The sequence below is a fragment of the Stenotrophomonas maltophilia group sp. RNC7 genome, from assembly GCF_030910085.1.
Classification (GTDB): Bacteria; Pseudomonadota; Gammaproteobacteria; order Xanthomonadales; family Xanthomonadaceae; genus Stenotrophomonas; species Stenotrophomonas sepilia.
Genome location: NZ_JAVFVN010000156.1, coordinates 18,407 through 31,157 on the forward strand (window position 1 = coordinate 18,407; position 12,751 = coordinate 31,157).

General features: G+C 59.6%; 11 protein-coding genes and 3 pseudogenes. All 14 read left to right on the forward strand.

Features of this window, described 5'->3' with window-relative positions:
* The first annotated feature begins 3 nt into the window (after positions 1 to 3).
* The 14 genes and pseudogenes from virB11 (at position 4) to RCF13_RS02020 (ending at position 12,737) form a co-directional block, all read left to right on the forward strand.
* On the forward strand, positions 4 to 1,047 hold the full coding sequence (virB11, locus tag RCF13_RS01955) for a P-type DNA transfer ATPase VirB11 (protein ID WP_021202793.1): 1,044 nt from the start codon (positions 4 to 6) through the stop codon (positions 1,045 to 1,047).
* Positions 1,048 to 1,062: 15 nt separating this feature from the next.
* Positions 1,063 to 1,527 (forward strand): annotated as a pseudogene (locus RCF13_RS01960) (lytic transglycosylase domain-containing protein); the annotation flags it as partial.
* 580 nt (positions 1,528 to 2,107) lie between these two features.
* Entirely contained in the window at positions 2,108 to 2,518 is a 411-nt protein-coding gene (locus tag RCF13_RS01965) for a TrbC/VirB2 family protein (RefSeq protein WP_134968019.1), read from the forward strand.
* The gene (locus RCF13_RS01970; RefSeq protein ID WP_019660289.1) at positions 2,511 to 2,819 is read left to right on the forward strand and encodes a VirB3 family type IV secretion system protein; all 309 of its coding nucleotides are present in this window, start codon (positions 2,511 to 2,513) and stop codon (positions 2,817 to 2,819) included. The genes RCF13_RS01965 and RCF13_RS01970 overlap by 8 nt, the downstream gene beginning before the upstream one ends.
* Positions 2,820 to 2,900: 81 nt before the next feature.
* Entirely contained in the window at positions 2,901 to 5,348 is a 2,448-nt protein-coding gene (locus RCF13_RS01975; RefSeq protein ID WP_134968018.1) for a VirB4 family type IV secretion/conjugal transfer ATPase, read from the forward strand.
* A gap of 52 nt (positions 5,349 to 5,400) precedes the next feature.
* Positions 5,401 to 6,216 carry a hypothetical protein gene (locus RCF13_RS01980; protein ID WP_134968017.1) on the forward strand — a complete coding sequence of 272 codons (816 nt, stop codon included), beginning with the start codon at positions 5,401 to 5,403 and terminating at the stop codon, positions 6,214 to 6,216.
* Positions 6,217 to 6,299: 83 nt separating this feature from the next.
* Positions 6,300 to 7,454, forward strand: a complete 1,155-nt coding sequence (locus RCF13_RS01985) for a type IV secretion system protein (protein ID WP_231352760.1) — start codon at positions 6,300 to 6,302, stop codon at positions 7,452 to 7,454.
* 34 nt (positions 7,455 to 7,488) lie between these two features.
* Positions 7,489 to 8,013 (forward strand): DUF4189 domain-containing protein, encoded by a 525-nt coding sequence (locus RCF13_RS01990; protein ID WP_082783389.1) that lies wholly within the window; start codon positions 7,489 to 7,491, stop codon positions 8,011 to 8,013.
* A 102-nt stretch (positions 8,014 to 8,115) separates the two neighbouring features.
* Entirely contained in the window at positions 8,116 to 8,613 is a 498-nt protein-coding gene (locus RCF13_RS01995) for a DUF4189 domain-containing protein (RefSeq protein ID WP_231352180.1), read from the forward strand.
* 513 nt (positions 8,614 to 9,126) lie between these two features.
* Positions 9,127 to 9,663 carry a DUF4189 domain-containing protein gene (locus RCF13_RS02000; protein WP_231352179.1) on the forward strand — a complete coding sequence of 179 codons (537 nt, stop codon included), beginning with the start codon at positions 9,127 to 9,129 and terminating at the stop codon, positions 9,661 to 9,663.
* A gap of 51 nt (positions 9,664 to 9,714) precedes the next feature.
* Positions 9,715 to 10,476 (forward strand): annotated as a pseudogene (locus RCF13_RS02005) (type IV secretion system protein); the annotation flags it as partial.
* Between the two features lie 165 nt (positions 10,477 to 10,641).
* The gene (locus RCF13_RS02010; protein ID WP_265330106.1) at positions 10,642 to 11,034 is read left to right on the forward strand and encodes a DUF4189 domain-containing protein; all 393 of its coding nucleotides are present in this window, start codon (positions 10,642 to 10,644) and stop codon (positions 11,032 to 11,034) included.
* Positions 11,035 to 11,210: 176 nt separating this feature from the next.
* Positions 11,211 to 12,162, forward strand: a pseudogene (locus tag RCF13_RS02015) (type IV secretion system protein).
* A 77-nt stretch (positions 12,163 to 12,239) separates the two neighbouring features.
* A complete protein-coding gene (locus RCF13_RS02020; protein ID WP_134968027.1) occupies positions 12,240 to 12,737 on the forward strand; it encodes a DUF4189 domain-containing protein in 498 nt (165 codons plus the stop codon).
* Positions 12,738 to 12,751: the final 14 nt, after the last annotated feature.

Genomic DNA, 12,751 nt, shown 5'->3' on the forward strand with positions numbered 1-12,751 from the left:
ATCATGGACGCCGAAGTGTCACCCCTCGCCCTCGTCTCCAGCGATTTCCTGCGCTATCAGTACGAAGTGCTGGGCATCGCCGAGTACATGACCTCTCCGGAAGTGACGGAAATCTGCATCAACCGTCCCGGTGAGCTGTACCTGGAAACCCGGGCGGGGTGGCAGCGGGTGGACGTGCCGAGCCTGACCTTCGAGCGGGCCCGGCAGTTCTGCACGGCGGTGGTGAACGAAAGCAACACCGGCCAGCGCATCACCGATGCCGATCCGGTCGTGTCGCTCACGTTCCCCACCGGCCAGCGTGCACAGTTCGTCATTCCGCCCGCGTGTGACGCTGGCAAGGTGTCGATCACCATCCGTCTGCCGTCCAAGCACACCAAGTCGCTCACGCAGTATCACGAAGACGGCTTCTTCAATCAGATCCTGGAAAGCGATGGCAGCATCAGCGAGCAGGATCGCGAGCTGCTGGAGCTGCGTCATTCGCGAGAGTACGCCGAGTTCTTCCGGCGTGCGGTGATGTACCGCAAGAACATCGTGGTATCCGGTGCGACCGGTAGCGGCAAGACCACCTTCATGAAGGCGCTGGTCAACCATATCCCGGACAACGAGCGCCTGGTCACGATCGAGGACGCGCGCGAGCTGTTCCTGACCCAGCCCAACGTGGTGCACCTGTTGTATTCCAAGGGCGGGCAGAGCACCAGCAATGTGACGGCCAAGAGCTGCATGGAAGCCTGCCTGCGCATGAAGCCCGAGCGCATCATCCTGGCCGAGCTGCGCGGTGACGAAGCGTTCTACTTCATCCGCAACTGCGCGTCCGGCCACCCGGGCTCGATCACCAGCTGCCATGCCGGCAGCCCGGAGCAGACCTGGGACCAGCTGGCGCTGATGGTGAAGGCTTCGGCCGAGGGTTCGGGCCTGGAGTTCAACGTGATCAAGCGGCTGTTGATGATGACCATCGACATCGTCGTGCATATCAAGGCGCATGCCGGTTCGCGCTACATCACCGGCATTGACTTCAATCCTGGGCGTGCCCAGGGGCAGGAGGGCTGAAGGATGCTGCCAGGATTGGAAATGATGGCGTGCCCGGAGATGGCCGTATCGATGGAGGTGATGCAGCACGTCATCAACGTCGAGTCATCGCGCAATCCCTACGCCATCGGTGTGGTGGGCGGTGCACTGGTGCGCCAGCCCAAGGCGCTGGACGAAGCACTGGCGACGGTGCGTATGCTGGAAGAGAAGGGCTACAACTTCTCCATCGGGCTGGCCCAGGTCAATCGCTACAACCTGGGCAAATACGGGCTGGATTCCTACGAGAAGGCCTTCCAGCAGTGCCCGAACCTGCAGGCCGGTTCGCGCATTCTCGCCGAGTGCTACAAGCGCTCTGGTGGTGATTGGGGCAAGTCGTTCAGCTGTTACTACTCGGGCAACTTCGAGACCGGCTTCCGTCACGGCTACGTGCAGAAGATCTACGACTCGATCCGCCGCGGCCAGCAGGTTGCCAGCAATGGTGTTGCGCCGATCGACGTGGTGAGCCGCGGCGAGCGCCGCAGCGTGAAGGTCGAACATCATCCGCAGCTGGCCTCTCCGGCGCAGGCGCGCATCGTTGCTCAATCCAATGGCCCGGTGTACGTGCCGTCGGAAGATCCCGCACGCGCCTATGTCGTGTACCCGTCCACCGGGGCGATGGCGCGGGGTAGTTTGCTGAATCTCGCCGACCAGGCGCTGTCCAAGGTGGTGCTGGGTTCGGTGGACAGGATGATGCAGCCTCAGGCGCAACCCAGCCAAGGGGCCGCCTATCCGCAGCAACAGTCCAGTGGTATGCCGCAGCAGTTGCCTCAGCAGCGTGCTGCGCAGGCGATGGCCATGCCGCAGCAGTTGCCGGGCGCCGCCGGTGCCAGCAATGAGGGGCCCGTGATGCTGCGGCCCTGGAGCGAGCGTAACCAGCCTGTGGCCGGTGCCGACAATTCATTCAACGCGCCGGTGCAGGCCGCACCGGTGCAGCAGATTCCCGCAGGGGATGCGGCCTTCGTGTTCTGACGAAGTCGTGGTGCGGCCAGTCCCCCGGCTGGCCGATTCAGTTGTGTTAGTCCATCAACAAGGAAATCAATCCATGAAGCGATCCAATCTCGACCTCGTCCAGGCCCAGCGCACGCTGAAGACCCTGCTGATGGCCACGATCTTCGTTGGCGCACTGTTCGCCCCCCAGGTGTTCGCCACCAGTCCCGACTTCGGTGGTACCGACAAGAAGGTCTGCGGTTTCTTCTCCAACATCAACGGCCTGCTGAACATGGCCTCGATCGCCGTGGTGACCATCGCGGTGATCTTCGCCGGCTACCAGATCGCCTTCGCGCACAAGCGCATCGGTGACGTCGCGCCGATCCTGATCGGTGGCGTGCTGATCGGTGCCGCCGGACAGATCGCGCGCATGCTGCTGGGCGAAGGCAGTGATGGCAAGTGCGGTGGCGGCACCGGCACCACCTATTACCTGATCAACAACGCGATCCAGTACTACAGTGCATAAGAACGTCGTGTTCCGCGGCTGCACGCGCCCGGCCATGTTCCTGGGCGTGCCTTACCTGCCATTCTTCATGGTGGCAGGTGGTTTGCTGCTGCTCAGCATGTATACGAACTTCTGGTTCCTGCTCACCATTCCGGTGGCGGTCTTCATCATGCGGCAGATGGCCAAGCGTGATGAAATGATCTTCCGCCTGTTGGGCCTGCGCCTGATGTTCAAGCTGAAAGTCCGCAACGTGCAGGAACACGATGGCATGTGGGTGTTCAACCCCAACCATTACCGCGACAAGCCGGCCCGAATGGATTGAGGTCCGGATCCGGCCCGGCGGGCGCCAGCGCCCGTCGGGTCTGTTGAAACTTCTTGGCAGCACCTCTTTGGAAGCAGTCGTATGTTCAGCCCAGACACCTCCATCAGCGAGTTCATTCCATTGTCGTCGCACGTCGCCCCGAACGTGGTCAAGACCACGGGCGGCGACTACCTGCTGACCTGGCATCTGGAAGGGCTGCCGTTCGTCGGCCGTGAGGAGTGGGAGCTGGAGCATCGCCACAACACGTTCAACCGCCTGCTGCAGACGCTGCGTGCTCCCGACTTCGTGAACGTGGCGTTCTGGGTGCATGACATCCGTCGTCGCCGCACGCTGAAGGGAAAGAGCAACTACAAGCAGCGCTTCAACCAGGACGTGTCCGACCAGTACATGGGCATGCTGTCCTCGCAGCGCATCATGCAGAACGAGCTGTACCTGACCATGATCTATCGCCCCGTGGTGGCGGGTAAGCGGTTCGTCGAGAAGTCGGCGAACGTGGACAAGCTGCGCGCGGAGCAGGAGCAGGCAGTCGAAAAGCTGATGGAACTGGCGGGCAACGTCGAGGCCGTGATCCGCGACTACGCGCCGTACCGCCTGGGCATGTATGAGGCCAAGAATGGCGTGGTGTTCTCGGAAACGCTGGAGCTTTTCGGTTACCTGATCAATCGCATCGACGAACCGGTGCCGGTGCTGTCGGCGCCAATCAAGGATTACCTGCCGGTCAGCCGTCATATGTTCTCGGCCAAGACCGGTGACTTCGTCATCAATACCCCCAATGGTGCCAACCACTTCGGCGCTATCCTGAACATCAAGGAGTATGCCGAGGGAACGTACCCGGGCATCCTCAACGGCCTGAAGTACCTGGACTACGAGTACGTCATCACCCATTCGTTCAGCCCGATGGGACGCCAGGATGCGCTCAAGGTGCTCGACCGCACCAAGGGCATGATGATCTCCTCAGGCGACAAGGCGGTGAGCCAGATCGTCGAGCTGGACCAGGCGATGGATCAGCTGTCGTCGGGCAACTTCGTGCTGGGTGAATACCACTTCATCATGGCGGTCTACGGCGACACCCAGGCCAAGCTGTCGCAGAACGTCGCTTCGACCCGCGCAGAGCTATCCAACGCCGGCTTCGTGTCGACCAAGGAAGACCTGGCGGTTACCTCGTCCTTCTATTCGCAGCTGCCGGGCAACTGGCGCTATCGCACACGCTTGGCCAATGTCAGCTCGCTGAACTTCCTGGGCCTCTCGCCGCTGCACAACTTCGCCACTGGCAAGCAGCACAACAACCCGTGGGGCGACTGCGTCACCACGCTGCAGACCACCAACGGCCAGCCGTACTACTTCAATTTCCACGCGACCCATCCGTCGGAAAACTCGCTGGGGGAGAAGGCGATCGCCAACAGCATGGTGATCGGCAAGTCCGGTACCGGTAAGACCGCGCTGATCAACTTCCTGCTCAGCCAGGTGCAGAAGTATGAGCCGTCGCCGACCATCTTCTTCTTCGACAAGGACCGTGGTGCGGAAATCTTCGTGCGGGCCTGTGGAGGCAACTACCTGGCCCTGGAGAACGGCGCGCCGACCGGCTTCAACCCGTTCCAGTGCGAGAACAACGAAGCCAACGTGCAGTTCCTGGCCGACCTGATCAAGGTGCTGGCCGGCAAGCGTGAGTACAGCGCCCGCGAGGAAGAAGACATCTATCGCGCGGTGGAAAGCATGCTCGATACGCCGATGCATCTGCGCAGCATGACCAATTTCCAGAAGAGCCTGCCCAACATGGGTGACGATGGCCTCTACGCGCGCATGCGGCGCTGGACCTCGGGCAATTCGCTGGGCTGGGTCTTCGACAATCCGGTCGACACCGTTGATCTGAGCAAGGCCAACATCATCGGCTTCGACTACACCGACATCATCGACAACCCCGAAGTGCGCGTGCCGGTCATCAACTACCTGCTGCACCGCCTGGAGTCGCTGATCGATGGTCGTCCGCTGATCTACGTGATGGACGAATTCTGGAAGATCCTGGATGGCGAAGGTGGCCTGAAGGAGTTCGCGAAGAACAAGCAGAAGACCATTCGTAAGCAGAATGGCCTGGGCATCTTCGCGACGCAGAGCCCGGAGGACGCGCTGAAGAGCGACATCTCGGCAGCGCTGATCGAGCAGACTGCCACGTTGATCCTGCTGCCGAACCCGAACGCCAGCAAGAGCGACTACATGGACGGCCTGAAGCTGACCGAGGCCGAGTTCAAGGTGGTCACTGCCCTGGACGAGCGCTCGCGCTGCTTCCTGGTCAAGCAGGGTCATGCCTCCAGCGTGTGCCAGCTCAACCTGCGTGGCATGGACGACATCCTCTCGGTGATCTCGGCCTCGACCGATAACATCGACATCATGCATCGGGTGTTGCAGACCGCTGCAGTCCGCAACCGGATCACCGTGGATGAGCTGACGCCGGAACAGTGGCTTGAAGATTTCTACAAGAATCGAAAGGGCTCGGGCAAGGCGGCTGTCGCAGCGCGCGACACTGTTACCTGATCCGCGAGACGGCCTGCCCGAAGACTACGAGTTCCGATCAATGGAGACTGATATGAACAATACCAAGCAAGCTTCCTCGCCCCGCCGCCGCGCGCCCCGTCTTGCAGCGATGACCGTGGCAGCCATGATGGCGCTCGGCACCGGCAATGTCAGCGCCTGGATTCCCGTGCAGGAGACCGGTACCAGCCTCATCCAGCACCTGCTCAATCAGATCAACACCTACAAGACCGAGGCGACCGTCTACGCGGCCAAAGCGCAGGACGCGGCCGAGTACGTCGAGCAGAACACCCGCTGGATCCGCACGCTGGAGCAGTATCGCCAGGCGCTGATCCAGGTGCAGGCGGCGGTGAACAGCTTCGGCATGCCCGACAGCGCGCCGCTGGTGCCGGTGGCACCGAACTATTTGGTTGCCGAAACCTGCGGCAAGGCGCTGGACTTCAGCCTGGAGTCCGCCTTCAAGGTGTTCGTGTTCAATCCGCAGGCGGATGTGAAGGAGCAGCAGATGCAGATCTGCGTCAACATCCGGATGATGCAGAACCGCAAGTACAACGACGCGATCGATTTCCTGACCCAGACCGTTCCGCGCATCAACAACTCCTTGACCCGCATCCTCAAGATCCGCCTGACCAACAACGATCAGGGCACCGTGCAGGGTGCCGACAGCGAATCGCTCCGCACCGCCAATGACATTGCCGCACTTGCCCAGAGCTGGGAAGCACGGATGAAATCCTATGATGCCTATATCGAGGTCATGGAGGCCAACCAGAAGGTGGTGGCGCAGGCCGCATTGAAGGGGGACCCGACCAAGCAGCTGATCAGCGACATGGTCAAGACCACCGCACTGAAGGCCGCGCTCAGCGTCAATTGATTGCAGGCCGCTAGTACGTAGACAGGGGCTGCAAAGCAATGCGGCATTTCATGCAGTAACGGAATTACCAAGGGATTGTGGAAATGACGATCAGGTGGCTGGCCAACTTTGATTTCTCAGGCGGATTGCAGGATCTGCTGGGCTACGCTGTGCGTGTCCAGTCGATCGGCGATTTCGTCTTCTTCAAGCTGATCATGGATTACCTGCGCGACAGGATCAGTGACTACGGCATCGACCTGATGGGGCGCATGATGTCCTGGGTCGGTGGCATTGCCCTGGTGCTGATGACGCTGTGGGTACTGATCCAGGGCTTCCGGATCGTCACCGGCCGCAGCCGCGACTCCATGATGGTGCTGGTGACCAATATGGCGCGCGCGGCGTTGATTGTGAGCGTTGCCACCAGCATGGCGATGTTCGGCAGCAACCTGCAGAAATTCCTCAACGAGGACGTCAAAGGCCTGATCACCCACGTGGTGACCGGCAAGGACCAGCAGCCGGAAGACCAGATCGACAAGAGCTTGGCCTGGATGCAGGTGGCGCTGTCGAGCATTGATGGCATCAAGATCCTGAATGATCCAGGGTTGCAGGCGGACAAGACCCGGGCGCTGTGGTTCATCGGCCTGGGCACGGGCGGCCCGGCGGTCACCGCTGGTGCGATGTTGCTGCTCTACGAGGTCGCGCTGGCGCTGTTCATCGGCCTGGGTCCCTTGTTCATTCTGTGTCTGCTGTTCGACCAGACCAAGCAGCTGTTCCAGCGATGGCTGTTCTACGGCATCGGCACGATGTTCTCGATGGCGGTACTGGCAGCGATGGTATCGATCGCGCTGGACATGGTGATCCGTGTCTCGACCGCGTTCTGGTCCACCGCCTTGGTCAACAAGTTCCTACTCGAAGGCGCCTCCAGCGACGGCATGACCAGCCAGGCGATGCAGCAGGGCGGCATGGGCCTGATCCTCACGACCCTGATTCTGACTGCGCCCCCAATGGCGGCCATGTTCTTCCAGGGGACCTTGGGTGGTTTCGCGCCATACTCCCAGATCGGTGGATCGGCAGCGGGCCAGCCGGGTCCACAGGGCCAGCCGCCGGGTTCGTATACGCCGGCAGCGCCTTCGAATAATGACGTGCGGCAGACCGAGGTTCATTCAGGAAGTATGGTGAGGAACTCGATGCCTCCGAGCTCGACCGGCGAAGCAAGAACTGCCCCGAGTACGATAGGTGCTGCCAGATCTAATGATTAGTGCTATTAGTGACATCCGTTGAAGGTGCGTAGCCATGCCAAAAAAATCAGTTGGAAAGTTGATTTCCAAATTACTCGTTCTTTCGGCACTTTTTCTTGTTGCTGAATCCTCTGTGGCAGAAGGGCGATGCCCGCCTGGCCAGTACCCGATAGGTGACAGTCGGGCACCGGGATGTGCGCCAATTCCTGCGGGTAGCAGCGGAGACGCTGGACCCAGAGCGACGGGCCGGTGGATCAAGACTTGGGGCGCCATCGCAATGTCCAATTCTGGGGCATCAGGTGTTTCGGTCGGGAAGGTAAAGAAGAGGGAGGCTGAAAAGGCAGCAATGGTTGAGTGCGAAGCGACCGGCGCACGTGATTGCGACATCGCCTTTACGTACAAGCACCAGTGTGCGGCGGCCGCGACTGCGAGCTCGGGCACTCAAGGTACGAACTTTGGGAGCGGAGAGACTGTTGATGTTGCCAAGAAGGTCGCTACTGAACTCTGTCAGTCCCGAGGGGGACGGGGTTGTGGTGTCGTGTATTCGGCATGCACAGAACCAAAGTTCGAGGCTTTCTAGATAATTTTTTTGCAGCCGCACCGCGACAGTAGGCGCGTTGAAGGGGGATTCTCGGCATCTTGATCGGATGCGATCTGCCTTCAAGCTTGAGAAGAGAATTTCATGAGGGCTATTTTTATTTTGTTGTTGTGCCTAGTGCCATTCTTGACTTTTGCCGAGGGCAGATGTCCTCCTGGCCAGTATCCAATAGGGGACAGCCGCGCTCCAGGCTGCGCTCCAATCCCTGCTGGTGGTGGCGGAGCTGCGGAAGGGCCGCGTGCCACCGGCCGTTGGATAAAGACATGGGGAGCGATTGCAACTTCTTCTACCGGCGCCTCGGGAACAGTCACTGGTGAGGTTAAGAAATCAGACGCCGCGAAGAATGCAGTTTCTGAATGTGCTAGCTCAGGGGCGCGTGATTGCCGAGTTTCGTTCACCTATAAGAATCAGTGCGCTGCGGCGGCTGTTCCTAGCTCTGGAACCCCTGGGACTAGCTTTGGCAGTGCAGCTACGGAAGAGCTTGCCAAAGGCGTAGCTACTAAATTGTGCGATTCCCGCGGCGGACGTGGCTGTGATGTTGTTTACTCAGCCTGCACAGAGCCAAAATTCGAAACGTTTTAACGCATCGATAGCTGGCATCCCGATGGTGGCGCTAGCTGCAGCGCCCATAATGGCGATCTTCTTCCTGACTTGCAGCGATGATCTCAATCTAGCTGTACATAGTGTCTCGGCAGCGCTCTGATCGACTGCGTCGGTCACAAGTTCCTGCTCGACGGTGCCTCCAGCGACGGCATGACCAGCCAGGCGATGCCGCAGGGCGGCATGGGATTGATCCTGACGACCTTGATTCTGACTGCGCCCCCAATGGCGGCCATGTTCTTCCAGGGCACGCTGGGTAGCTTCATGGCATATTCGCAGATAGATGGCAGCCCGGTTGCTGCTGCGCCGGGACCTAATGGACAGCCGCCGGGTAGCTATTACACGCCGGATAAACCTTCAACGAGCGGTGGCAGTCAATCGGGTGGATCGACTTCAGTTGGGAGCAATGTCGTAGTCACTGGCAGCAACTCCACAGCTGGGTCAGGCAATTCTGATACTGGCCGTAAAGGCTTAGCTTCGAACTAGAGGCCGGAGATGAAGTCAATTCGTGTCTATTCAGGTGCAATAATCCTGCTGGGTCTGGGAATCATTGCCTGCCAATTGCCACAGACGGCCAACGCAGAAGGTAGGTGTCCTCCTGGTCAGTATCCAATTGGTGGTCAGGGAGTCGGCGGCTGTGCTCCCATCCCAGGTGGTACCACTGGAGCAGGCCAAGCGTCGCCTGTTGCGACAGGGCGTTGGATCAAGACTTGGGGGGCCATCGCTTTAGCGAAGGGGGGCGATGTCGGCGTGGCTCTCGGTAAGCGAAGGAAGAGGGATGCGGCTTCGGAGTCCCTTGCTAATTGCGCACAGCGGGGGGCTACGGATTGCAGGGTGGTATTGGAGTTCAATAATCAGTGTGCAGCATTCGTATCCCCCAGTGATGCAAGATTTGGTGGCTCCACGTTTGCGCGTGCGGCATCTGTTGATGCTGCGAGTAAGATGGCTGTGGATGCGTGCTTAAAGCAGGGGAGCGATGGCTGTAAAGTGATTTATTCTGGATGCACCGAGCCTGAGTTTGAGAACTTCTGAGGTTGCGCTTATTGAGTTTCTGGCTGAAAACGTAGAAATGCCTGATTAGCCGGAAAAGACAATGCGCCGGATGAGCAGATCGACAAGAGCTTGGCCTGGATGCAAGTGGCGCTGTCGAGCATTGATGGCATCAAGATCCTGAATGATCCAGGGTTGCAGGCGGACAAGACCCGGGCGCTGTGGTTCATCGGCCTGGGCACTGGCGGCCCGGCGGTCACCGCTGGTGCGATGTTGCTGCTCTACGAGGTCGCGCTGGCGCTGTTCATCGGCTTGGGTCCCTTGTTCATTCTGTGTCTGCTGTTCGACCAGACCAAGCAGCTGTTCCAGCGATGGCTGTTCTACGGCATCGGCACGATGTTCTTGATGGCGGTACTGGCAGCGATGGTATCGATCGCGCTGGACATGGTGATCCGTGTCTCGACCGCGTTCTGGTCCACCGCCCTGGTCAACAAGTTCCTGCTCGAAGGCGCCTCCAGCGACGGCATGACCAGCCAGGCGATGCAGCAGGGCGGCATGGGCCTGATTCTCACAACCCTGATCCTGACCGCTCCCCCAATGGCAGCGATGTTCTTCCAAGGAACCTTGGGCAGCTTCATGGCATATTCGCAGATAGGTGGCAGCCCGGTGGCGCAGGCGCCGGGGCCCAGCGGGCAGCCGCCGGGTAGTTACTACACGCCAGCGACGCCAGAGAAGGGACGAACTGTCGACTCCGGTGACTACAGTAGTCAGTCAACAAACCGCATGACATTGCCGCAGTCGGATGCGACAAAGATTGCGGAAACTGGCCAGCGAGCTGCTCATTCTGGTAGATAGTGATTCAGGCGTATTTGGAGAGTTAACGTGAAGCGCATTGTGATCTCCCTCTTTTGGATTTGCTCTGCTTTGTTCTTGCTTGTGACAGAAGATGCCCAAGCGGAGGGGCGCTGCCCGCCCGGACAATATCCGATTGGCGGACAGGGGGTTGGTGGATGTGCGCCAATGCCGGGCTCTAATGGAGGCGATGCAGGGTCGAGTGGTCCGGTCGCGACTGGCCGCTGGATCAAAACCTGGGGAGCTATTGCAACCGCAGTAAGCACAGGTGATATGGGGGCTTCGGTTGGAAGGCGTTCAAAGCAGGAAGCTTCGTCCGAGGCGCTTTCCCGTTGCGCAAGCCATGGCGCTAGAGATTGCAAAGTCGGAACTACCTACAAGAACCAGTGTGTTGCATATGCTGATCCCGAGAGGGGGGGTAAGGGCCGTGTCTCCTATTCGGTTGCAGGCTCCAAGGAGGAGGCTGCAAATCGAGTCTTGTCCCATTGCGCGGACATCGGTGGCGGCCAGTGCAAAGTTCTTTATACAGATTGTTCTGAGCCGATCTTTGAGTCGTTCTAGTCTCATGACTGCCGTGACATCTTTGATGGTATGAGCGTACCTGAGCCAAGCTGCTCAAGAGCCTGGGGTAGAACGCGCGGCTGAAGAAGCCGCTCGGCGAGAAGTTGAGCGAGAACGACTTCATCAAGGTTGCATTGCGACTCGTGCACCTTGTTTAGTGGGCAAGTGTTCTTCTACTGCGCTGGGAAAGTGGTGCAGAGCTATCGGATCGTCACCGGCCGCAGCCGGGATTCGATGATGATCCTGGTGACCAACATGGCGCGCGCCGCCCTGATCGTGGGGGTGGCGACGAGCATGGGCATGTTCGGTCGCGACCTCCATGAATTTCTGACGGAAGACGTGAAGGGGCTGATCACGCACGTTGTGACCGGCAAGGACGAAAAGCCCGAGGCGCAGATCGACAAGAGCCTTGCCTGGATGCAGGTGGCGTTGTCCAGCATCGATGGGATCAAGATTCTCAATGATCCCGAGCTGCAGGCTGACAAGACCCGCGCGATGTGGTTCATCGGCCTGGGCACGGGTGGCCCTGCGGTGGGGGCAGGTTCCATGTTGCTGCTGTATGAGGTCGCCATGGCCCTGTTCATCGGCTTGGGACCACTGTTCATTCTGTGCCTTCTGTTCGACCAGACCAAGCAGCTGTTCCAGCGATGGCTGTTCTACGGTATTGGAACCATGTTCTCCATGGCGGTACTGGCGGCGATGGTCTCGATCGCGCTGGACATGGTGATCCGCGTGTCGGCCTCGTTCTGGATGACGGCGCTTGTGAACAAGTTCCCGCTCATGGGCGCATCCAGTGACGGTATGACCAGTCAGGCGATGCAGCAGGGCGGCATGGGATTGATCCTGACTACCTTGATTCTGACTGCGCCCCCAATGGCGGCCATGTTCTTCCAGGGCACCTTGGGTAGCTTCATGGCATATTCGCAGATAGGCGGTAGCCCGGTGGCGCAGGCGCCTGGGCCGAGCGGACAGCCGCCGGGTAGTTACTACACGCCGGATAAGCCATCCAACAACGCTAATGTGTCCACCAACACCCAGGACGCGACCGCTGGAGTATCACGCATGACGTTGCCGCAGAGTTCGACGTTGGGAGCACAGGAGACGGGTCTTCGGGGAGCAAATCGTTAGGTCCGCCGTCCTCCATGATGGCCGTTTCACCGAATTGTCTTGGTCGTTGAATAGAGCTTATGAAAATTGAGAAAGTGATGCTGTTAGTTCTGTTGCTCGCGTTCTCTGTATGTGCATATGCGGAGGGTCGTTGTCCGCCCGGACAGTACCCGATTGGCGGCCAAGGAGTAGGCGGCTGCGCTCCGATCCCTGGTGGAACTGGTGGGGGGGAGGTTCCGAGCCCTCGAGCGACCGGGCGTTGGATAAAGACCTGGGGGGCCATCTCTCGTTCGATTACAACGGGTGACGTGGGCGCTTCTGTCGGAAAGCGTGCCAAGGCGGAAGCAATAGCTGAGGCGCAGTCGCGATGCGCATCGTATGGGGCGGTGGACTGCGCTGTTGGGCTCACCTACAAGAATCAGTGTGCTGCTCTCGTGGCTCCTGAATCTGGGTCTGGTGGGAGGATATCAATGGCTGGAGGGCCTTCTAAAGATGTCGCTACAAAGGCAGCGATGAAGAGTTGTTTAGATAACGGGGGGAGGGCTTGCGTGGTTAAGTACACCGACTGCAGTGAGCCCTTGTTTGAGAAGTTCTGACTCAACTGTGAACT